Source organism: Schaalia canis (assembly GCF_003858455.1).
GTDB lineage: Bacteria > Actinomycetota > Actinomycetes > Actinomycetales > Actinomycetaceae > Pauljensenia > Pauljensenia canis.
The window spans coordinates 69,379-91,070 of record NZ_RQZF01000006.1 but is presented as its reverse complement, the minus strand read 5'-3'; the positions used below and the strand labels follow the sequence as shown (position 1 = coordinate 91,070).

General features: G+C 57.6%; 26 protein-coding genes. 22 read left to right on the top strand and 4 right to left on the bottom strand.

Annotation, left to right across the window (positions count from 1 at the left end):
• Positions 1-41 precede the first annotated feature (41 nt).
• The 7 genes from EII11_RS07145 (at position 42) to EII11_RS07115 (ending at position 7,005) form a co-directional block, all read left to right on the top strand.
• Positions 42-362 carry a hypothetical protein gene (locus EII11_RS07145; RefSeq protein WP_124870753.1) on the top strand — a complete coding sequence of 107 codons (321 nt, stop codon included), beginning with the start codon at positions 42-44 and terminating at the stop codon, positions 360-362.
• An 8-nt stretch (positions 363-370) separates the two neighbouring features.
• Positions 371-1,633 (top strand): signal recognition particle-docking protein FtsY, encoded by a 1,263-nt coding sequence (gene ftsY / locus EII11_RS07140; protein ID WP_124870750.1) that lies wholly within the window; start codon positions 371-373, stop codon positions 1,631-1,633.
• 165 nt (positions 1,634-1,798) lie between these two features.
• Complete coding sequence (ffh, locus tag EII11_RS07135) at positions 1,799-3,391, top strand: signal recognition particle protein (protein ID WP_124870747.1); 1,593 nt, start codon at positions 1,799-1,801, stop codon at positions 3,389-3,391.
• A gap of 6 nt (positions 3,392-3,397) precedes the next feature.
• Positions 3,398-4,492 (top strand): amidohydrolase family protein, encoded by a 1,095-nt coding sequence (locus EII11_RS07130; RefSeq protein ID WP_124870745.1) that lies wholly within the window; start codon positions 3,398-3,400, stop codon positions 4,490-4,492.
• A gap of 383 nt (positions 4,493-4,875) precedes the next feature.
• Complete coding sequence (locus tag EII11_RS07125) at positions 4,876-5,895, top strand: helix-turn-helix domain-containing protein (RefSeq protein WP_124870742.1); 1,020 nt, start codon at positions 4,876-4,878, stop codon at positions 5,893-5,895.
• A 49-nt stretch (positions 5,896-5,944) separates the two neighbouring features.
• Positions 5,945-6,487 (top strand): ClbS/DfsB family four-helix bundle protein, encoded by a 543-nt coding sequence (locus EII11_RS07120; protein WP_124870739.1) that lies wholly within the window; start codon positions 5,945-5,947, stop codon positions 6,485-6,487.
• A 125-nt stretch (positions 6,488-6,612) separates the two neighbouring features.
• Positions 6,613-7,005 carry a hypothetical protein gene (locus EII11_RS07115; RefSeq protein ID WP_124870736.1) on the top strand — a complete coding sequence of 131 codons (393 nt, stop codon included), beginning with the start codon at positions 6,613-6,615 and terminating at the stop codon, positions 7,003-7,005.
• 130 nt (positions 7,006-7,135) lie between these two features.
• Here the strand turns inward: EII11_RS07115 and EII11_RS10520 are convergent, their stop codons facing one another.
• On the bottom strand, positions 7,136-7,303 hold the full coding sequence (locus tag EII11_RS10520; RefSeq protein ID WP_165867096.1) for a hypothetical protein: 168 nt from the start codon (positions 7,301-7,303) through the stop codon (positions 7,136-7,138).
• Between the two features lie 88 nt (positions 7,304-7,391).
• Here EII11_RS10520 and EII11_RS07110 point away from each other — a divergent pair, with 88 nt between their 5' ends.
• The gene (locus tag EII11_RS07110; RefSeq protein WP_124870732.1) at positions 7,392-7,733 is read left to right on the top strand and encodes a hypothetical protein; all 342 of its coding nucleotides are present in this window, start codon (positions 7,392-7,394) and stop codon (positions 7,731-7,733) included.
• Between the two features lie 45 nt (positions 7,734-7,778).
• On the opposite strand, the gene EII11_RS07105 is transcribed toward EII11_RS07110, so the two are convergent.
• Positions 7,779-8,459, bottom strand: a complete 681-nt coding sequence (locus EII11_RS07105; RefSeq protein ID WP_165867095.1) for a siderophore-interacting protein — start codon at positions 8,457-8,459, stop codon at positions 7,779-7,781.
• 441 nt (positions 8,460-8,900) lie between these two features.
• Positions 8,901-9,827: an inositol monophosphatase family protein gene (locus EII11_RS07100; RefSeq protein WP_124870726.1), complete on the bottom strand. Its 927-nt coding sequence runs from the start codon at positions 9,825-9,827 to the stop codon at positions 8,901-8,903.
• Between the two features lie 302 nt (positions 9,828-10,129).
• Here EII11_RS07100 and rpsP point away from each other — a divergent pair, with 302 nt between their 5' ends.
• The 13 genes from rpsP (at position 10,130) to EII11_RS07040 (ending at position 19,869) form a co-directional block, all read left to right on the top strand.
• Positions 10,130-10,606 (top strand): 30S ribosomal protein S16, encoded by a 477-nt coding sequence (rpsP, locus tag EII11_RS07095; RefSeq protein ID WP_124870723.1) that lies wholly within the window; start codon positions 10,130-10,132, stop codon positions 10,604-10,606.
• A 2-nt stretch (positions 10,607-10,608) separates the two neighbouring features.
• On the top strand, positions 10,609-10,848 hold the full coding sequence (locus EII11_RS07090; protein WP_124870720.1) for an RNA-binding protein: 240 nt from the start codon (positions 10,609-10,611) through the stop codon (positions 10,846-10,848).
• 197 nt (positions 10,849-11,045) lie between these two features.
• Positions 11,046-11,555 carry a ribosome maturation factor RimM gene (rimM, locus tag EII11_RS07085; protein ID WP_124870716.1) on the top strand — a complete coding sequence of 170 codons (510 nt, stop codon included), beginning with the start codon at positions 11,046-11,048 and terminating at the stop codon, positions 11,553-11,555.
• 14 nt (positions 11,556-11,569) lie between these two features.
• Entirely contained in the window at positions 11,570-12,985 is a 1,416-nt protein-coding gene (gene trmD / locus EII11_RS07080) for a tRNA (guanosine(37)-N1)-methyltransferase TrmD (RefSeq protein ID WP_124870713.1), read from the top strand.
• 35 nt (positions 12,986-13,020) lie between these two features.
• Positions 13,021-13,152 (top strand): hypothetical protein, encoded by a 132-nt coding sequence (locus EII11_RS10905; protein ID WP_276310957.1) that lies wholly within the window; start codon positions 13,021-13,023, stop codon positions 13,150-13,152.
• A gap of 9 nt (positions 13,153-13,161) precedes the next feature.
• Positions 13,162-13,509, top strand: coding sequence for a 50S ribosomal protein L19 (gene rplS, locus EII11_RS07075; RefSeq protein ID WP_124870710.1), 348 nt, complete (start codon positions 13,162-13,164; stop codon positions 13,507-13,509).
• 110 nt (positions 13,510-13,619) lie between these two features.
• A complete protein-coding gene (gene lepB / locus EII11_RS07070; RefSeq protein WP_124870707.1) occupies positions 13,620-14,360 on the top strand; it encodes a signal peptidase I in 741 nt (246 codons plus the stop codon).
• Positions 14,357-15,058, top strand: a complete 702-nt coding sequence (locus EII11_RS07065; protein ID WP_124870704.1) for a ribonuclease HII — start codon at positions 14,357-14,359, stop codon at positions 15,056-15,058. The genes lepB and EII11_RS07065 overlap by 4 nt, the downstream gene beginning before the upstream one ends.
• 103 nt (positions 15,059-15,161) lie before the next feature.
• Positions 15,162-15,464 carry a DUF2469 domain-containing protein gene (locus EII11_RS07060; protein WP_124870701.1) on the top strand — a complete coding sequence of 101 codons (303 nt, stop codon included), beginning with the start codon at positions 15,162-15,164 and terminating at the stop codon, positions 15,462-15,464.
• Positions 15,465-15,593: 129 nt separating this feature from the next.
• A complete protein-coding gene (locus EII11_RS07055; RefSeq protein ID WP_124870698.1) occupies positions 15,594-16,073 on the top strand; it encodes a YraN family protein in 480 nt (159 codons plus the stop codon).
• Entirely contained in the window at positions 16,070-17,629 is a 1,560-nt protein-coding gene (locus EII11_RS07050) for a YifB family Mg chelatase-like AAA ATPase (RefSeq protein ID WP_124870695.1), read from the top strand. The genes EII11_RS07055 and EII11_RS07050 overlap by 4 nt, the downstream gene beginning before the upstream one ends.
• Positions 17,622-18,776, top strand: a complete 1,155-nt coding sequence (dprA, locus tag EII11_RS07045) for a DNA-processing protein DprA (RefSeq protein WP_124870692.1) — start codon at positions 17,622-17,624, stop codon at positions 18,774-18,776. Before EII11_RS07050 ends, dprA begins: the two co-directional genes overlap by 8 nt.
• Positions 18,777-18,804: 28 nt before the next feature.
• Entirely contained in the window at positions 18,805-19,869 is a 1,065-nt protein-coding gene (locus EII11_RS07040; protein ID WP_240623097.1) for a tyrosine recombinase XerC, read from the top strand.
• Between the two features lie 43 nt (positions 19,870-19,912).
• On the opposite strand, the gene EII11_RS07035 is transcribed toward EII11_RS07040, so the two are convergent.
• Positions 19,913-20,452 carry a M23 family metallopeptidase gene (locus EII11_RS07035; RefSeq protein WP_124870689.1) on the bottom strand — a complete coding sequence of 180 codons (540 nt, stop codon included), beginning with the start codon at positions 20,450-20,452 and terminating at the stop codon, positions 19,913-19,915.
• A gap of 411 nt (positions 20,453-20,863) precedes the next feature.
• Between EII11_RS07035 and rpsB the strand changes: the two genes are divergently transcribed.
• The gene (gene rpsB / locus EII11_RS07030) at positions 20,864-21,688 is read left to right on the top strand and encodes a 30S ribosomal protein S2 (protein WP_124870686.1); all 825 of its coding nucleotides are present in this window, start codon (positions 20,864-20,866) and stop codon (positions 21,686-21,688) included.
• The last annotated feature ends 4 nt before the right edge of the window (positions 21,689-21,692 follow it).

Below are 21,692 nucleotides of genomic sequence, written 5' to 3'. Positions count from 1 at the left end.
TTCACTGAGCGAAGCCTCGTCGAGAGTGCGACCCTAGAATTATGGTTTCTGTGCTTTTGACGATGATCCTCACCGGTTTTTTGGTGATTGGTTTAGCTATTGCTGTGGTCATTATTCTTGCGGTGAGTCGGCGTTCGGCTGCTGATTGGCAGCAGCACATCAAAGAGCAGACTCAGCAGATGACTGAGCCCACGCCAGAAGGACCACGAGAACAAGCAATCCAACCTCAGACGGTCTCGTTACAAACGATGATTGCAGAGGGCAGTCAGGCTGGAAACGCCTACTTTGATCCCCAGGTGTTGCCCGGTTATCAGCGGCTCGAGGAGGCCACTGAGCGTATTGAAGACCGTTTTAAGGGATGATTGACCCTATGGATGTCTTAGTTAATTTCTTATCGACCACTGAGGGCATTGTCTCTGCCCTTGCGGTTGGCGTTGCCTTCGTCAGTATGATCGGTGTCGCTGTTGGACGTCGAAGCTCGAAGTCTTCTGACACAACGACCTCGCCAGACACGACCGCTGAGGAACCCGTCGTTGCTGCGGACAGTTCGAGCATGGAGTCTGGTTCGACTCCTCATCCCCAAGAAGGAGCAGGGCCGCCTGCGCTTGGCGAGGCTGACGCTACCGGCGAGCATGATCGTGAAAGTGCGGTCGAGCCCATCGTTGTTGACGAGGCTCCTGCTCTTGACGTACCCGAATCACTGCCGTCCCGCATGGAGCGCCTGCGCTCACGTCTTGCTCGTTCGGGCAGTATTGGTGCCGCACTGCTGTCGGTTCTCAGCCGCGGTGATCTTTCGGCCGCAGACTGGGAGGAGATGGAAGACTCCCTGCTCATGGCCGACCTTGGTTTAGAAGCTACCGAGGAATTGATGTCCGCACTGCGCACCCGCGTCAAAGTCACTGGCACTCAGGACCCCCAGCAGGTCAAGACCTATCTTGCGGAAGAGCTTCTTACCCTCGTTAATCCTGACATGGACCGTAGCTTGAATCTTTCGCGTCCCGTTGCTGAGGACGGAAACCCTGTGCCCGCCAGTGTGCTCATGGTGGGCGTCAACGGCACAGGTAAGACCACCACTGTTGGCAAACTTGCCCGAATCCTCGTCGCGGAGAACAAGACTGTTCTGCTGGGGGCTGCTGATACTTTCCGCGCAGCAGCCGCTGACCAGCTTGCTACCTGGGGTGAGCGCGTGGGTGTTGACGTGGTTCGTTCCGATCGTGAGGGCGCAGACCCTGCTTCGGTCGCCTTTGATGCTGTGCGTGAGGGCGTGAGCCGAGGCGTTGACGTGGTTTTGGTTGATACGGCTGGTCGTTTGCAGAATAAGTCCACCCTTATGGATGAACTCGGTAAGGTCAAGCGCGTGATGGAGCGTCAGGCTCCCGTGAACGAGGTTTTGCTGGTTCTTGATGCGACAACCGGCCAAAATGGTATGCGTCAGGCTCAGGTTTTTGCTGAAGCAGTGGGTATTACCGGCATCGTGCTGACCAAGCTTGATGGTTCGGCTAAAGGTGGCATTGTCGTGTCGGTCCAGCGTGAACTGGGTGTGCCTGTGAAGTTTGTTGGTTTGGGTGAAGGCGTTGATGACCTCGCACCCTTCGATCCTGCAGCTTTTGTGGATGCCATCGTGAATGCCTGATTGTGTGATGCTGAGGGCCCGCGCCTCCCACATGGAGACGCGGGCCCTGCTGTATCCGCTGGGGGTCTGCCTGCACAGGGTGGGGTGCGCTAATCTAGGAGTCTGTAGTTTGCTGCCGTGTGTCGGTGGCGCTGACGGTAAGCAGCATTGAGGAAGTGGGCACGCGTGTTCGGTAACCTTTCAGATCGTCTGAGTGAGTCTTTCAAACAGCTTCGTGGCCGAGGCGTATTGTCAGAGGCAGACGTTGATCAGACTATTGGCGAAATCCGCCGTGCCCTCCTTGACGCCGACGTTGCTTTGCCCGTCGTTCGTGAGTTCACCTCGAAGGTGCGTGAGAAGGCCTATGGTGCTACCCGTTCGAAGGCGCTCAACCCCGGCCAGCAGGTCGTTCGCATCGTTCATGACGAACTCGTAGAAATCCTTGGTGGTGAAACCCGCGAGCTGAACTTCGCTCAGCGTGGCCCGACAGTCTTTATGCTCGCTGGCCTTCAGGGTGCTGGTAAGACCACGCTGGCCGGTAAACTTGGCCGCTGGCTGCGTGAGGAAGGTAAGTCCGTCCTTCTGGTGGCCTCTGACCTTCAGCGTCCTAATGCTGTCCAGCAACTCCAGGTTGTGGGGGAGCGCGCTGGCGTGCAGGTGTGGGCACCTGAACCCGGCAATGGTGTGGGCGATCCGGTGCAGGTGGCCCGCTCCGGCCTTGACCATGCGATTACCAACGGCATTAACGTTGTCATCGTTGACACCGCAGGTCGCCTAGGTGTTGACGAAGAGATGATGGATCAAGCCATTGCCATCCGCCAGGCCGTCAACCCCCATGAAGTCATGTTCGTTCTTGACGCCATGATCGGTCAGGATGCTGTGCACACGGCCACCGCATTCCGTGACGGTGTTGGCTTTACCGGCGTGGTCTTGTCCAAGCTTGACGGTGATGCTCGCGGTGGTGCAGCACTATCGGTGCGTGGCGTCACCGGCGCGCCTATCCTTTTTGCCTCCACCGGTGAAGGCTTGGATGACTTTGAACGCTTCCACGCTGACCGTATGGCAGGCCGCATCCTCGATATGGGTGACATTCTCACCCTCATTGAGCAGGCTGAAAAGCGCATGGACCAGGAGGAAGCCGCCAAGGTCGCTCAGCGGGCCATGACGGGCGAGCTCACCTTGGATGACTTCCTCAATCAGCTTCAGCAGATTCGCAAGCTTGGTTCCATGAAGAAGGTGCTGGGCATGATCCCCGGCATGGCGCAGATGCGTGACCAGCTTGCTAACTTCGATGAGCGGGAGGTCAACCGTGTCGAGGCTATTGTCCGCTCCATGACTCCCGCTGAACGCGCTGACGTCTCTCTTCTGAATGGTTCGCGCCGTGCCCGTATTGCCAAGGGTTCAGGTACCACTGTCGCGGAAGTGAACTCTCTGGTGAAGCGTTTTGAAGGCGCTAAGGCCATGATGAGCCAGATGGGTCAAATGGGTGGCGGTATGCCGGGGCTGGGTGGGATGCCAGCAATGGGTGGCAAGGCGAAGCAGAAGGCTAATGCCCGTGCGGAAGCTCAGCGGAAAGCCCGCATTAAGAAGAAGGCGCGCTCGGGTAATCCTGCTAAGCGCCGCCAGCAGGAACTTGAAGCGATGCTGCCGCGCGAGCAGCGCGGTGGAGGGGCAGTCGCCGGTTCTGCCTTCGGTGTCACTGGCTCGCAGGCGGAGATGCCTCGTCCCACGATGGACGACCTTCCTGAGGATATTCGCCGTATGCTCTCGGGGATGTGATGACCCATGCTGTTGCGCGGTGAGCTTCTCTGGCAGGATGCCCCTGAACAGGCGGCAGCCTGGAAAACAGGGGAGTGGTTGATCGGGGGCGAGGTAGTCTTTGCCTCCGAAGAGACCTCCTGTGCTGCGCAGTGGGAAGGTTACGTCATTCCCGGCATGGTGGACGTTCACTGTCACCTTGCCATTGGCCCTGAAGGCCCGGTTGACGAGGCTGAACAGCTCCGTTTCGCGCAGGCCACACGTGACAGTGGTGTGCTCCTTGTCCGCGACTGCGGGGCTCCGCGTTCCCAAGAGTGGCTGACGAAGCGCTCTGATTTGCTCCGCCTGATCCGCTGCGGTCAGCACATTGCCCGCCCAAAGCGTTACATTCGTGGCCTGCCGGTTGATGTTGAGGACGTTGCCGCTTTGCCGGAGGTTGTCGCGCAGCAGGCAGCCCTTGGGGACGGTTGGGTGAAACTGGTGGGGGATTGGATTGACCGCTCGAAAGGGGCGGACGCGGACCTGGACCCACTGTGGCCACGCGAGGTACTGATTGATGCGGTGGCTGCCGCTCACGAGGCAGGCGCGCGCGTTGCCGTCCATGCCTTCTCTCACAGGGCGATTGATGACCTGTTGGAAGCGGGCGTTGACGACATTGAGCATGGTTCGGGTATGGATGCCGACCAGCTTGCGCAGGCCCGCGCTCAGGGAACCCTGGTGACGCCCACGTTTTTACAGGTCGAGCTTTTCCACGAGTTCGCAGCCCAGGCTGGGCCAAAGTATCCGGTGTATGCGGCGACTATGCAGGCCATGTATGACAACCGCAGGGAACACGCCGAGCTGATGATCGAGTCGGGTGTCCAGTTACTGCCTGGTACTGATGCCGGCGGCTACCAGGAGCATGGCTGCCTGGTGGATGAACTTAGGCTGTGGGAGCGAGCAGGCATGTCTGTGCCTGACATTATCGACGCTGTCACCTGGAAAGCCCGCAGGGCTTTGGGAGTTCCGAGCCTATCTGAAGGTGCCTTGGCTGACTTTGTGGTGTACGAGACCGACCCCCGTCAGGATCTCTCTGTTTTGGCCCGCCCCAGCGCAGTGGTGCTGGGTGGCGTCGCCGTGTAACACATTTCGTTGTTCACAACTTGCTTCACGGTCAACAGGCCGCTTTCTGTCGAAAATGGCCCAAAACGACATTATGGGCTTCAGAAAGGCGCGTGAAGTTGTCGATTTTGACCTCTTATGGACTTTAAGCCATCTGTTGAGGGGGAGTAATGCGTCGCTGTGGTCAATGAGGGCACTTATGCGGCAGGTGTTGAAGGAGGTAGGTGGCGACTGTGCCTGATGAAAGAGGGATCCATCCCAAGCACGTTGCCCTTGAAAAACGGCGAAATATCAACGATGCAACCAACGGTTGCGGGATTATCAAGCACACTTGATAGCATGCAACTAGCCTCCTCCATAGCGTCGTAGGTGACAGCAAACCTACGGATGGGAAGGACAGAGCTATGATCCTCGCCGATAAGATTTTGAACCTCCGCAAAAAGAACGGCTGGTCCCAAGAAGAGCTTGCCCAACAGCTTGGAGTGTCGCGCCAATCCGTTTCAAAGTGGGAGGGTGCGCAAGCGATCCCTGACATTGAACGGATCATTGATCTTAGCCGACTCTTCGGCGTCTCCACAGACTTCCTTATAAGGGATGAACTGGAGTTTGAGGAACCAACTATGACGACCGCGGCACAGCTACCGGTGGAGACTGGCCGCCCTCTGCGTCATGTCAGCATGGAAGAAGCAAACGAGTTTCTTACCATGAAAGCGCGGGCAGCAGGCCGCGTAGCTGGAGGTGTTTCCCTCTGCATTCTTTCCTCAGTTCTTCTTCTTGTGCTCCTTGGACTCACTGCTACGTCAGCCTCTACCTCTCCTTTGATAACAGAGGAAGCGGCAGTCGCTATTGGTGTGACTACCCTCCTGCTGATGGTGACCGCAGGTGTTGCCGTGATCCTCATGGCGACTATGCCTCTGAAACGCTTTGAGTTTCTCGAAACGGAGCGGATTGAGACCGAATATGGTGTTCGCGGAATGGTCCGAGCGCGTTTCGACCAGTATCAAGAGTCGCACACGCGTCATATCGTGCTGGGTGTGGGTTTGTGTATCCTCTCCGCAGTCCCGATCATCGTTGTGACGGTGAACTGGGCTGAAAGTAGTGGTGGAGTAATCAGCATTTTCGCCACAGCATTGACCCTTGCCCTTGTTGCACTCGGTGTGAATCTGCTTGTCCGAACCAGCATCGTCAACGGCTCCTACCAGCAGCTCCTTGAGGAGGGCGACTACACGCCTGAACAAAAGGCAGAAAGGCCTATCTTGTCTCGTATCAGCGGCATCTACTGGCTGCTTGTTGTCGCAGGCTACCTGGCATACTCTTTCGGGTGGAACGCTTGGGAAAGCTCGTGGATCATCTGGCCGGTGGCGGCTGTCATCTACGGTGCACTCATTGGCTTGGCCTCGCTTGTTATCAAACGAGGTAAATGATTTTCCTCGAGTGCCCGGCAGCGAGGCGCAGGGTGTGCGACCCTAGAGTATGGCCAGACCACAGACTCGCAGTGAGATTCTTGCAGCAGCGTCACTTAACTTCGCAAGGCTGAAGGATTGTGTGAGTTCACTGGACGAGGACGAACAGCGAGCAACTTTCCCCCACAGCGTTCGCCTGACGGGAAGGGAAGCTCACTGGGCGCGGGATCTTAATGTGCGCGACGTCCTCGTCCACCTGTATGAGTGGCACCAACTGCTCCTACGCTGGGTTGACGCAAACCAAGCGGGTCACGAGCAGCCCTTCTTGCCCTCCCCGTACAACTGGCGGAACTATGGTGCGCTCAATGAAACATTTTGGCGCCAGCATCAGCAGACGTCCTACGAGGAGGCGTGGCACCTCCTTGATGAGACTCACCGGCAAGTGCTGGCTCTGATCTACTCCTTCTCAGACGACGAGTTATCAATCAAGGCCTACTTTCCGTGGACTGGCACGACTTCACTAGGGTCCTACTGCGTGTCCGCGACCTCCAGCCACTATGAGTGGGCCTTGAAGAAGATCAAGGCGTACTCCAAGGCTTTGGGGAAGAAATGACAGGAGAGTTACCAGGCAACACCCGTTAGCTAATGTCGGATCTGTCGTGATAGTGAGGGCGTCGTCACTGAAAGAACCTGTCCGAAGTCCTGTCGAAGCTCCGATGCAGGACTATTGTGGAGAGCATGATCAAAACACGTATCGCCGCAATCGTAGCCGCTTTCTCCATGGGCGCTATCGCCCTCGCTGGGTGCTCGTCCCCCGCAGCGCCCGAAGCTGAGCCCACGACTCCTACCGAGGTCGCCACCGAAGCTCAGCCCCAATCTGAGGCTCAGCCTGAAGCCCAGCCTGCAGACGGTGCATGGAGCGAGCCCATGCGTGACCAGTTCATGAACAGCTGTGTGTCGGTCTCTGGCCAGCAAGAATACTGCGAATGCAGCCTCGCTGTGATGGAAGAAAAGTACACCGCAGATCAGATGCGTGAAGAAGAGAAGAAGATGCTCTCGGGTGAGTCGACCGTACTTGCTGACATCCAAGAGGAACTCGTTTCTCGCTGTGGAGACAAGATCAAGCAGTAATCGCTCAAGCGAGCTGTCACTGCTACAGCAAGCATGCTTCCCAAGCGGGCTGGTCACGTTGATGACCAGCCCGCTCCTATGGTTATGACCTTTATTCTGCGCACTCGTTTTCTGCGCACTCGCGCGCGCCTCAACGGTGTTCAGCGACGGGTGGGCCAGCCTGCTCCTCCCGCAACACAGCCTCAATCGTCACCGCATCAAAAGACCCCACAGAGGCCGCCACACCTGGCGCATAGCCATCGGCACAATCAGTGCGTAGCGGAAGGTTGAGTGGCGTGCGTTTAGCTACGCACGCCACAGAAGGACTTCACTCGACTACATTGATCTGATTGAGCTCTCAGGAAAAATCAAGGACAGCCTCCTGCGAAACCTCTAGCCTGGTGAGCATGATGAAATACCGTAGTGGTCTTGTCGTCCTGACCCTTGCCGTAGCCACTGTGCTCACAGGCTGCTCGTTCTTTACGAGCTCTTCCGAATCAGCCGGCGGCCAATCTGAGGCTGCCGCCATCGGCTGGCCCCAAGAGATTAAGGACCAGTTCATGACAACCTGCAGTGCACAAACCCATGGCCAGGATGCTCTTTGTGAGTGCGGTATGGGAATTCTGGAAGAGAAATACACCGCTGAGGAGATCCTCAAAGAGGAAGAGAACCTCAAGAACGGCACCTCACAGATCCTGACCGAGATTCAGCCCGAGCTCATTCTTAACTGCGCTGACAAACTGAAGTAAGTAGCACTGATAGTGTACGTAGCTTGAGATCAGTAGGTTAATGCCTCACCCAAAGCGCTTTCCTTCGATCCAGTAAAACTGGCTGTAGTACTGCGTTTTGGCTAGGCCAAGATCTTCTCGCGCAACTTCACGAATCCTCTTGATGAGACCTTTTTCGCCAGCCGCCCAGAGAAAAAGATCGGTGCCGCCCTCAACTTTTGATACTGCCTGCGACAAGGCTTGTCCGCGAGGGCCACCTGGGGTGAGCCAGTGCCATTGAGTACCAGGGTGATGCACCTGAGGCAAGAGGTGAATGTCCGAATGCTCATCCTCGAGGAAGACATCAATCGTCATGGAGTCAGGCAGTGCCAGCAGCCAAGAGTTGATCGCCGGTAAGGCAGTGAGATCACCAGCAAGAACAAGGCGAGTGACATGGGGTGGAAGCTTTACTTCTTTTGGTGTGAGGGACACTTCGCAGATATCTCCAACTGCCACCTTCCGGGCCCAATCCATCGCTGGCCCCTCGGTGTCGTGCATAACAAGCTCAAGGGCAAAAGTTCCGGCGTCAACGTTGACCTCAGTGAAGGTATAGCCACGCTGAACTAAGGTGCCTCCACGCGCGGCATCCTCAACCCACAGGCGTAGCCAGTGAGTGGGAAAGAAAGAGGTAGAGGCCATTAGCTCGGGTGCAGAGAAGGTGACTCTTCTGTAGTGCGAGGTCACGTCTTCAACGCCGCACACGGTCACTTTGTGGGATGGTATGCGTAGAGCTCGCATAATGCCACGTTGCCATTGGGGCATCATTCTTCTCCAATCACAGATGGTGGGGTCTTGAGAGCAGTAATGACGTCAAAGACGGAAATAGGTTCGGATAGGTGTGGAAGAATCCTCGAATGGCAGTGAATCCTCGTAGATATCCCATTTCTGATTGGGGAACAACGCTACTGTGTTCAGCGAGAACCCTATTGTTTGTTGGGACCGCAGAGACTGCGGTGATGGGAAAGCCAAGAAGCGAACTAAAGGCACCCGTACGTTAAGAGCAAGGCTGGGTTCAACTAAGACTGTGTGGACGGCGATACGCTCCCGACGGTGGGAGGTGATCGCCCTCAGAGAATGCCTGGTTTCCACAGAGGTAGTTAGGCTCATCTAATTTATATTAGGGATAGTGTCTTTCGCTGGCAAGGAGTGTCAGTAAATAGGATCTATGAACGCTTGCTCCTCCCGCAACACAGCCTCAATCGTCACCGCATCAAAAGACCCCACAGAGGCCGCCACACCTGGCGCATAGCCATCGGCACAATCGGTGCGCAGCGGAAGGTTGAGCACCGTGCCTCCAGCAACGCGCACCATGTGAATACCCGCGGCCACATCCCAGGGCTTAAAAGCAGTACCAATCATGGCGCCCAGCCAACCTGCGGCAATATGAGCCAGATCAAGAGCGCAGGCTCCAGAGCGCCTGGTCGCCATATAAGCATCAACGAGGCGTTGCTCCCGTTGAGCAGCAAGAAGAGGATCTTGATGCAAGAGCCTGCGGGTGGGGTAGTAGCTAATAAGGACAGCTTCGCTTTCAGAACGTGGCCCTTGTGAGCGAAGCTCTGTAGTCCCTGAAGGACCCTCATGCCAGGCGCGCGTCGCGTTGGCAACGAAAACCTCGTGCAATAAAGGAACACTCACTGCTCCGGCAATAATCTGCCCGTCAAGCTCAGCAGCAATCGAGGTGCCGAAGTAGGCCATACCGCAGGCGAAATTAGCGGTGCCATCAATGGGGTCGACAATCCACCTCAGTCGGTCGCCTAATTCGTGAACCTCAGCGGCGTCGCCCAACTGTGCCAAGGCTGCGGCCTCGCCAGACAGAGCAGTGTCCTCTGTCGAGGAAGTAAGAGTGACCTCGCCTTGCTCTTCACCTAACACCCGCGAGCCCGGCGCAAAGAATCCCAGAATCTCGTGAAGCACACCCTCAACGTAACGATCGTGGACGGTCACAGGATCGTGGCTGTCCATCTTCGTGTCGAAAGATGTCACGGTGCGCGCAACCGACCGCAGATATGGTGCAACACTGAGGGCGGCGGCGCGAGCAACAAGAGCGCATTGGTGATCGATAGAATAAGAGCTCATGCGGTCATTGTTTCGTGTTGCCAGGTCATCGACAAGGCGTGGAGCGTTCTATGAAGATGGGGACTTATGTGCCCTTTCGTTGGTTCATCAGCAGAAAAGTGACCGATTCCACCATAAAAGGTGGGGTGGATAGAGAGGGCGGACTATGGGAAACACGCCAAAACATGGCAGAATATCCCAGTACCCGACTGCCGAGGGCCCTCTCACCGAGGACAGTCGCGTCCCGGAAAGACCACTGAACCGTGTTCCCACCGGAGCGGTGCATCTTTCCAAACCAATCTGAAACAGGAGTGACCACTCAAGTGGCAGTTCGCATTCGTCTCAAGCGCATGGGCAAGATCCATGCACCTTTCTACCGTGTCGTCGTCGTGGACTCGCGCAAGAAGCGCGATGGCCGCGTCATCGAAGAGGTCGGCATTTACGATCCCACTCGCAACCCCTCGGTTATCAAGATTGATTCCGAGCGTGCGCAGTACTGGCTCGGCGTTGGCGCTCAGCCCTCCGACCAGGTTCGTAACCTGCTCGTCCTCACCGGCGATATCGCCAAGTTCAAGGGCAAGGCTGATGCCGTGTCCCGCGTGAAGGTCGCCGAAACCGACAAGGCTGCCGAAGCCGTTGAGGCTGTCAAGGCCGCTGAGTCTGCTGCTGAAAAGCGCAAGGCTGACGCTTCCGCTAAGAAGGCTGAAGAAGCCGCTGCTAAGGCTGCCGAAGAGGCCGCCGCCGCTGAGGAAGCTGCTGAGGAGCCCGCCGAGGCTACCGAGGCGACTGAGGAAGCCTGATCATGCTCGCTGACGCGTTGGAACACCTGGTAAGCGGCATCGTTGACAATCCTGATGACGTGCGCGTCTCCAAGCGCTCCATGCGTAAGGGACAGCTCCTTGAGGTTCGGGTCAACCCCGATGACCTCGGGCGCGTTATCGGACGCAACGGCCGTACGGCACGCGCGCTGCGCACTGTCATGGGTGCGCTTTCAACGCGCGGACCGATTCGCGTTGACGTCGTCGACACCGATCGTGAGTGACTCGAGCATCTCAGACTGATCACAATCAGACATGCCTGTGGGCTGGAGGAATACCTCCAGCCCACAGGCATGTCTGGGATATGTTGTTTCTACTTTTCCTGCAGTGTCAAAGTGCCCAAGTACACTTGATGTTGATGACAGCGCACGTTGCGTTCTTTTCACATAGGCCAGCGTCACCATAACTAGGGGAGTCCCACATGAACCTGACCGCCGCCATCATTGGTCCTGCTCATGGACTACGCGGAGAGGTCCTACTTGATATTCGTACCGATGCCGCTGACCTGGTTGTCCCCGGAGCAGTCTTCGACACGGATTCTTCTGACTTACCGACGCTGACCATTGTCGGACTTCGCCAACACAAGGGACGCACCTTGGCGCTTTTTGATGAAATCCTTTCCCGCGAAGATGCCGAGTCAGCCCGTGGCGTCATCCTCCTGACCGAAGAACATGAGGAGGACAACGCGTGGTATCCGCATCAGCTTGTCGGTTTAGCTGCGCAAACCCCCGAGGGTGAATCCCTTGGGGAAGTCTCGGGCCTTCAAACGGGAAGCGCACAAGACCTTCTTCTCGTTCGTTACGAGGGGCGAACAGTGATGGTGCCCTTTGTTCACCAGATTGTCCCCGTTGTTGATATTGAGTCGGGCATTGTTGTCATTGACGCACCCGGAGGGCTCTTTGACGACGACTTCGTCAGCACCCGCGACTGACAGGATCACTGACGATGCGATTTGATCTTCTGACGATCTTCCCTGACTTTTTCGCCCCCCTTGACCTGTCGCTAATGGGGAAGGCCCGTGATGCTGGCCTTATTGACGTCCACGTGCACGACCTTCGGAACTGGACGGAGGATAAGCACCGCAGCGTCGATGACACTCCATATGGTGGCGGCGCGGGCATGGTCATGCGTCCTGATGTGTGGGGCAAAGCCTTGGACGATGTCCTTGCTGCTCCGCTTCCACATGCGGATGCTTTCGCCGCTCACGATGCTGATTTCCTTGACGATGATGGCCTCAATCATGCGCGCAGCCTCCATCATGAGCGCCGTGTTCTTGCTATTCCGACGCCTTCGGGTGTGCCGGTTACACAGAAAATGGCCGAGGATTTGGCGCGCGCTGACCAGATTGTCTTTGCGTGCGGCCGCTACGAAGGAATTGATCAACGAGTTGCCGACCACTATCGCGCCGAGGAATACGAGGTGTGTGAGTTCTCCATCGGGGATTACGTTCTCAACGGTGGGGAAGTAGCCGCGATGGTCCTCATTGAAGCTGTGGGCCGCCTGCTTGACGGTTTCATGGGCAATCAAGAATCCATCGTAGAAGAGTCACATTCAGAGTTGGGCTTACTGGAATATCCGGCTTATACCCGCCCAAAGACCTGGCGAGGATCCGAGGTGCCCGCGGTTCTTCTGGGTGGCGATCACGCTGCCATTGAACGGTGGAGGCGTGAGCGCGCTCTTATCCGCACAGCGACCCGCCGCCCCGATATGGTGCGTGCGCTAGACCCGGATACTCTTTCGATAGTTGACCGTGAGGTCCTTGCGGGAGCCGGAACGGTGCTTTACCCGCGCTATGCTCAGATTCGTTTGCGTCTGGCGCGTGCCACGGAAGCCGAAGAATTATCGAGGTTTGCTGCGCGAACCTTCCCCTTGGCCTGCCCTGAGCATCTGGGGCAGGAGGCGATCGATGCTTTCATTGCAGAGAATCTCAACGTCGCTGAGTTCACTCGTATGCTCGACAATCCTGCCGACTACCGCATTTGGGTGGCCCGCGCGAAGGAGGACAATCAGCTTTTGGGCTACACCTTGACCATTCTGGGAGGCCCAGATGGCACCCCAAATGACATGGTGCGTCCGGGAAAGATTGAACGCGGCGCGGCTTACCTCTCGAAGTGCTATGTCGCTCCTGAGTGGCATGGTTCGGGCATTGCTGGTGCTCTCCTTGAGCGGGCCGTGGCGGATGTTTCCTCGTGTGCCCGCAACTCTCAAGTTGTGCTGGGCACGAATATTGCCAATAAGCGCGCGCGAGCTTTTTACCGCAGGCATGGCTTTAAGGTAGCTGGCAGACGAACCTTTATGGTGGGCGAAGTTGCCAATATTGACGATGTCTTCGTGCGTAATATCACGGTGGCGAAGCCCTAAATTTCTTCCCACCTCTTGGGGGGTGTAGGGGAGATGTGGCAGACTGGGAAACTGGTGTGACGGGGCGTTACCTGCCGCAGGGGGCCGCCATGGCGTCACACCGTCAGTACACCGCAGGCATAGACCTGCCGTATTTTGACGTAACTGACCTGCGGCAGGTGCGTTAAGGAGTAGACATGCAGAAGCTGGATGCCGTCGATGCAGCATCGCTGCGCGAGGACCTCCCGTCTTTCCGCGCCGGTGACACCGTTAAGGTGCACGTGAAGGTTATTGAAGGTTCCCGTTCCCGTATTCAGGTGTTCCAGGGTGTTGTCCTGGCTCGCCGCGGCCACGGCGTTTCCGAGACCTTCACCGTTCGTAAGATCTCCTTCGGTGTTGGCGTCGAGCGTACTTTCCCGCTGCACGCCCCCACCATCGATCACATCGAGATCGTCACCCGTGGTGACGTTCGCCGCGCGAAGCTGTACTACCTGCGTGATCGTCACGGCAAGGCAGCCAAGATCAAGGAGCGTCGCTTCAACTGAGCTGCGTAGTGGCAATCTGCGTATAGCGGCAAGGCCCGGTATCCTTTCGGGATGCCGGGCCTTCACCCTATGCGTAGCCGTCTGCAGTTGGTCGAAGAAGGGAAACCACTATGAGCGCACAACTTCCGGGACGAGCTCCGATGCATCTGCCGTCACGGCGGGAAGCAATCGCACGCGAACGCGCCGCCCGACGTAGCCCCCTGGCATGGTTACGGGAAATCGGCATTATTCTGCTCGTTGCCTTTTGCGTCTCGGCTTTGCTACGCGCTTTTATCATTCAGGTTTTCTGGATTCCTTCCCCTTCAATGGCAGACACCTTAAGCGTGAACGACCGTATTTCTGTTTCCCGTATCTCTGCATGGGTGGGGGATGTTCAACGCGGAGATGTGGTGGTCTTTGACGATGCCAATGGCTGGCTTGCACCAGATGGCTCCACGGGCGTTGCCGCTTTCATTCGCAAAATCGGTGAGTTCTCTGGTTTTGTTCCCGCTGATGGCAAGCAAATCCTCGTCAAGCGTGTCATCGGTATGCCAGGAGACCGCGTGGAGTGTTGTTCAGCCTCGAATAAGATCTCAGTCAATGGCGTTGAGGTGACAGAACCCTACCTGCCTCCGGGCACTCTTCCATCGACAGTGTCCTTTGATGTTGTTGTTCCTGAGGGACATGTATGGGTGATGGGTGACAATCGTTCGAACTCCTCGGATTCGCGCTACCACATGGAAAATGCACAGAATCCGTTTATTCCTCTGAGTGCGATTGTTGGTCGTGCGAACGCTGTCATATGGCCTTCTGACCATTGGCGTGGCCTGGGGGATCGTGATGTCTTTGCCCATATTCCCGATCCGCAATGACTGTCCTCGCTACGCGTGAACTGGAACTTTCTCTGCTGAATGGGCGCCGTTTTGTTGCGGGGATGGACGAGGTCGGTCGCGGCGCCCTCGCAGGTCCCGTCAGTGTCGGTGTCGCCCTCGTTGATACTGACTGTGGGGAACCACCTGTTGGTTTGACTGACTCCAAGCTGTTGACACCAGCCAAACGTGTGGCCCTGTGTGAGCCGATTCGCCAATGGGTGCGCGCCTCAGGTGTCGGGCATGCCTTTCCTGGAGAGATTGATGCTTTCGGCATTGTCGGCGGGCTTCGTCTGGCTGGCCAGAGGGCACTTTTACAGGCCATCGGGGGAGAGCATGTTGCGCTGCCTGATGTGATTATTTTGGATGGCATCCATGATTGGCTGACCGAACCTCACGCCGACCTTATTTCGCTAGCCTCTGAAATGCCAGCGGATCAGCAATGGCGGGCTAAAGGGTATGCCACTCCGCCTGTGAGAACACAGGTAAAAGCCGACATGACGTGTGCCGTGGTGGCGGCTGCCTCTGTTCTGGCTAAGGTGGAACGGGATGCTCTGATGGTTGCGCAAGAGGATCCCGGCTACGGGTGGGCGTCGAATAAGGGGTATGCCGCTGCCGCGCATGTGGACGGTCTTCGCCGCTTGGGGGCGAGCACCTTTCACCGGCGCTCATGGAAGCTTCCCGGAATCGAACCCCGCTGACGTAGCCGCAGAGTAGACGCCGACTTGAGTACGCACGGAGGCGACACCTCTCTCACAGGGGTGAAAAGCCCGCGGAAGGTTCCGCAGAAAGGATGGAACAGCGATGAGTAGTGACGATATTGAGAACTACGAGAACACGCTTGAGCTTGATCTTTTCCGTGAATATCGCGATGTGATCGGCTTATTTAGCTACGTTGTCGAAACCGAACGACGCTTCTACTTGTGCAACAAGGTCGATATTCAGGCCCGACCCATGGGCAGTGATGTCTTCTATGAGCTGACATTGACAGATGCGTGGGTGTGGGACATCTACCGTTCATCTCGGTTTGTGAAGTCTGTTCGGGTGATTACCTACAAGGATGTCAACGTCGAAGAACTCTCCAAACCTGACTACGACGCCTTGTAACCTCCAAGAGCCCCTTACTTTACGGGCGTTATCCACAGGTTATACGCTGCCGGACCTCTATCCACAGGTAGAGGTCCGGCCTTTTTGTCTGCTCTCACCTTCCTGAAACAGTAGGGATGGGAGGACGACATGAACATAGAACACGTCAGGACACAACAGGCCAACTCAGACAATGTAAGCGCAGCGTCTGCGGGCTCATCGCATAAGACGCGCCTAGGCGCGATCGGCGAGGCCATCGCCGTTGATCTTTTAAGCACGCAGGGGCTGCATATTCTGGAACAAAATTGGCGCGATGGGCGGCGCGGCGAGCTTGACATTATTGCAGCCGATCCCGCTGCGGGATGCTACGTCGTTGTTGAAGTACGCACGCGGATCGGCAATTCACATGGTTCAGCCTTTGCCTCTATTGACGCTCGAAAGTACGCTCGACTTCGCCGCCTTGCTGCGGCGTGGCTCGCCACGCAGGAGCACAAACGGCACGTACGTATTGACGTCATCGCTTTGACTTTGCCTGAAAGCATGCGTGAGCTTATCTCCGCTGGCGAGATGGCGTGTGATCTTGTTTCCTCCCAGGCAAGTATTCACTGGGAAAAGGCGGTGGCAGCGTGAGCTCAACTATCGCGACGACCTTAGCGGTTGCTCTGGTGGGTATTGACGGTCACGTCGTGGAAGTCGAATCGCATGTTGGCAGGGGCCTCGTGGCCTTCACCCTAGTGGGCTTGCCTGACGCCTCCCTACGTGAATCGAAGGAACGCGTGCGCTCAGCACTCCAATCATGCAGCCTGGACGTTCCTGATCGACGTGTAACCGTGAACCTTTCACCGGCAGGGCTTCCGAAATCCGGCTCAGGTTTTGATCTCGCGATTGCCTTATCGGTGCTTATCGCGAACAGGCAGGTCGATGCCTCTCCCTTCGAAGGATGCGTACTTGTTGGGGAATTAGGTCTTGATGGTTCGATTCGACCGGTGACGGGTATTCTCCCAGCACTCATGGCAGCCGCAGACCGAGGGATCACGCGAGCGATTGTTCCGGTGGCAAATGCGCGTGAGGCTGAACTTGTTCCAGGTATTGACATCATGTCCTTTTCTCACGTGGCTGAGGTCATCATCTGGGCGGGTGGGAAAGCAGAAGTCCCCGCACTTCTTGGAGGGGAGACGGCACTTTCGCGTGCCACAGGAGCAGGCGTCCACGCTGAGCAGGGTCCTCTTGATCTAGCAGATGTTCGCGGTCAAAGCCGAGGCCGACGCGCCCTCGAAGTCGCGGCAGCAGGCGGCCACCACATTCATTTCCTCGGAGAACCTGGCGCGGGTAAAACCATGCTGGGACTTAGGCTGCCCAGTATTTTGCCGGACTTGGATGATCGAACGGCGCTGACCACCACAGCTATTCATTCAGTAGCGGGCATACTCGGTGGCGACGGAGGCCTCATCCGCAGACCTCCCATCTGTACACCCCACCACTCGATGACCATGCCAGCAATGATTGGGGGCGGGGCACAGGTGCCACGGCCCGGCGCTGTTTCTCTTGCTCACGGGGGAGTGCTCCTGCTTGACGAAGCTCCAGAATTTGCTCCCTCAGTGTTGGACGCTCTGCGGCAGCCTCTCGAAGAAGGACGCGTGTCAATTCACCGAGCCCGGGGACACACCTCTTACCCTGCTCGCTTCCAACTCGTTCTTGCCTCGAACCCCTGCCCATGCGGTAATAGCGGCGCGCGAGTCAAACAATGCACCTGCTCATCCATTGAACGACGCCGCTACCACGCGCGCCTATCCGGCCCTCTCCGGGACCGCATTGACATTACCGTCCCCATGCGCACTCCCACACGCGCCGATCTCGCTGAAGGCACCATCGAAGAATCCGCACGCGTTAAAGAACGTGTCATGCAAGCCCGCGAACGTATGGGGGTGCGCCTTCGAGACACTCCCTGGCGCCTCAATACTGAACTGCCCGGCACATGGATCCGACAACACACGCCTCTCCCAAAGGAACTTTTAGGCAATCTTGATGACTCCATCGAACGAGGGATTCTCTCGATGCGCGGAGCCGACAGAGTACTACGCCTCATGTGGACCCTCGCTGATCTCGACGGCAGAGCCCACCCCGATATGGCAGACATGGGTGAAGCCCTGGCACTACGAAGCGGAGGAGGACACGAATATGCCTGAACGCCCACACTGGTGGTATGCCGCATGGTGGAGCGCCATCATCGAACCGGGGGACGCACACGCTTCCGCGTTACGCAACGCATTAGGCGACGATGAAGCCTACCAGTGGGTCATGGCCGACCAGCCGCTCCCCCTACCGGCTCACATCGCAGGAGAGACAGCACGGCAAGCCTCCTGGCAGCAATGCTGGGAACGGTGGAAACCTCGCGCGCTCCAAGCTCGCCCCGATGAAGACCTGGGAATACTCGAAGGACTTGGCGGGCACCTCCTCACCCCGAGCATGGAACAATGGCCCCAAGGATTGCGCCGCCTGGGACCGGAAGAACCAGTCGCATTATGGGTTCTTGGATCACTCCCTGCTCAACCCGGCGTTGCCATTGTCGGAGCGCGAGCCAGTACCCATTACGGAACCCGCGTCGCCTCAGACCTTGCTTGTGACCTCGGACAAGACACCCTCACCGTGATCTCCGGCGGTGCCTACGGCATCGATATCGCAGCCCACAGCGGCGCACTCGCTGCCGATGGACGAACCGTCGCCGTCATGGCCGGGGGAGTGGCCGAGCTTTACCCCAAAGCCCATGAGCAGATCTTTAGCCGAATCCTCGCAGGCCGAGGGGCCATCATCTCCGAATCTCCTCCGCAGTGGAGACCCGCGAAATGGCGCTTTCTCGCCCGCAATCGCCTTATCGCAGCGCTGAGCGAAGCAACCATCGTCGTCGAAGCAGGCAGACGGTCAGGAGCACTCGCCACCGCCCGCCGCGCCATGGAACTTGGCCTGCCCGTCGGTGCTGTCCCCGGCCCTGTCGGCGCTGAGATGGCAGCAGGCAGTAACGAGCTCATCCGCAACGGAGCCACACTCATCCGGCATGCCCAAGACGTCCAAGAACTCATTGGCCCACTCGCCCCCACACTCAGCGATGAACTCTTCGGAGCACCCGTCGCCCGCGACGAAGGTAGCAACGCCCTTCCGCCCGCGCAGCGTCGCGTCTGGGAAGCACTCCCACAGCGAAGTAGCGCCAGCCTCGAACGACTCACACGAGCCTGCGGACTGTCAGAACGCGAAACGCTCGCCGCGCTCGCGGGCCTCGAACTAGCAGGATGGGTGACTTCCAGTGCTTCTGGCTGGCGTCGAAGGGCGGTGAGCTAACACTATAGGGGGCAGCTACACTGGCGACATGTCACGACAGCCTCGTACAGCGGGTGGTTATGCTTTGCCGACGTCCCACGCGCGCATGGACAAGAAAGCGGGCGCGCCAAAAACCCTATTAGCCGATGAAGATGAACGTCTCCTTCAACAGTGGCTGGCTTTCCTCGCTGATAGTAAGGGGCTTTCACCGCAGACTCTGCGCGCGTACGAGGCTGACCTGCGGGCATGTCTAAGTTTCATCCGAGAACGGGGAGGGAAAGAAAGCCCGCTAGAGGACCTTTTGACAACTCGCGCGCTGCGTTCTTGGCTTTCCTCCACTCTTGCTCAGGGGGCAACCCGCTCTACTGCAGCTCGCAAGACCTCATCCTTACGATCTTTCTGCGCTTGGGCTCACCACCGTGGCTTCCTCACCAGCGATCCATCGGCCCTGCTGATTTCCCCTCGCCCTGATCAACGCCTCCCTGAGGTTGTTGATGTTGAGAGTGCTGCCCGACTTCTTGATCATGCGGCCGCTCTTGTTGACCAGCCCGATGAGAGCGGACAGAATCCTGAGCAACAGCAGGTCGGGAAAGAGCAAGAGAAGCTGCTTGCGATTGCTTTAAGAGACTGGGCAATGCTCGAACTCATCTACAGCGCTGGTGTGCGTGTCAGTGAACTTTGCGCCCTGAATACGACCGCGCTTAATCAGTCGACGAGCACTGTTCGTGTCATCGGTAAGGGAAATAAAGAGCGCGTTGTGCCGATCGGAGACGTTGCCCTTCGAGCGTGGCAGGCGTGGCTGACACGAGGACGCCCACACCTTCAGGTCGAGCACTCTGGTCAGGCCCTCTTCCTTGGGAAACGAGGGGGCCGCATCGACCCTCGTACAGTGCGTGCCGTTGTCCATGACATGACTGCCAAGGCCGGAGTAAAAGATCTTGCCCCTCACGCGCTTCGACACACTGCTGCCACGCATCTTCTTCAAGGAGGTGCCGATTTACGGGCGGTTCAAGAAATCCTCGGACACGCCTCCCTGGCGACAACGCAGCGCTACACCCACGTCGATGCCAAACGCCTGTCAGAGATCTACTTACAAGCACATCCACGAGCCTGAAAGGCAAGTAGCCTGCGGGCCAGCAACCCTGGTCGGATTGTGCTCACCACGGCTTGAGCACAATAGGAGAGAGCAGTTGCCGTAGCGGATCGAGGTACTTTTTTGCTCCAACCTTCACGCCCCAATGCAAAGGGCCGGGCACATGGCCATCCTCTACCGTGCCAATAACTTGACCGGCCGCTACTGATTCTCCCAAAGAGACAAGAGGCGCTACTGGTTCAAAGGTTGATCTTCGATGATCGTGCTCAATGACTACCACATTGCGATCCACTAGACGCCCAGCAAAGGTGATCGTGCCAGCAGCAGGGGAGTGCACCTCGGAAGCGACAGGGAGTGCCAGATCTACACCGCGGTGTCCTGCGAGCCAATCCTGTGAAGGTGGTTCAAAAGGGCGTGTGACTGCGACAGGGATGCCACTGGGCCAACGCCAGGGAGTACGCGAAGGACCCTCCGCAGTGGCCTCGTCAACGGAAAAGAGCGCTGCGGCAGCGGGGGAGAAGACTGCAAGAAAGAACAGCGTTGCACAGAGAATCATGCCCACGCGGTGGAGAGGCGAACGAAAGTAAGAGTGCTGAGTGTCCATACCTTCACTGTGCGTGGTGCGCGGACAATGCCCGAAAGATGACAGCAGGGCTGTGGATATCCCAAATCCCACGATGAAGCTGTGGATAGGGAAGGGAGAGTGGGAGCCGTGTCACAAGAAGCGTGCTCGAAGCAGGCCATAGCATCGACTAGACTAGATCGAGCGTCTGGACTGTCCGAATCGTACAAATAGGGCAGAACAGATGACTTCGCGTGTCATTACCGCGTCTACACCACCGGCACCGTGCCGACTGGCTTGAGTAGGACGGAGCACGACTGCCTCAGGTCCCTTCGGGGTGGTGGTCGGCTGTGGCACCAGGGCTCTTACCGGGACTTCCGGAACGAGCAAAAAACCGAAAGACGGGCTTTACAGCCCCCAAACCTGTGCTATGCGCAGGGGAAAGGACGATTCATGGCAGTCGTCACCATGCGCCAGCTCCTGGACTCTGGCGTCCACTTCGGTCACCAGACCCGTCGTTGGAACCCCAAGATGAAGCGCTTCATTCTGACCGAGCGCAATGGCATCTACATCATTGACCTGCAGCAGACCATCGCTGACATCGACATTGCGTTCGACTTCGTCAAGCAGACCGTCGCTCACGGCGGCACCATTCTTTTCGTTGGTACCAAGAAGCAGGCTCAGGAAACTGTCGCTGAGCAGGCATCCCGCGTTGGCATGCCCTACGTGAACCACCGCTGGCTGGGGGGTATGCTCACCAACTTCTCCACCGTTGCTAAGCGTCTCCAGCGCCTCAAGGAGCTCGAGCAGATCGACTTCGAAGATGTTGCCTCTTCCGGCCACACCAAGAAGGAACTGCTCATGATGAGCCGCGAGAAGGACAAGCTCGCTCGCACCCTCGGCGGCATCCGCGACATGGCTAAGGTTCCCTCCGCCGTGTGGATCGTTGACCCCAAGAAGGAACACCTCGCTGTTTCCGAAGCTCGTAAGCTCAACATCCCCATCGTCGCCATCCTCGACACCAACGCCGATCCTGACGAGGTCGACTACCGTATCCCCGGCAACGACGACGCTATCCGCGCCGTCGCCCTGCTGACCCGCGTGATTGCTGACGCTGTTGCTGAGGGCCTCCTGGCTCGCTCCGCAACCCGCAAGCCCACCGGTGAAGAAGCTGCACCCGCAGCTGAGCCTCTGGCTGAGTGGGAGCGCGAGCTCCTCGAAGGCGAGACCACCGAAGCTCCCGCTGCTGAAGAAGCAGCTGAAGCACCCCAGGCCTGACCAG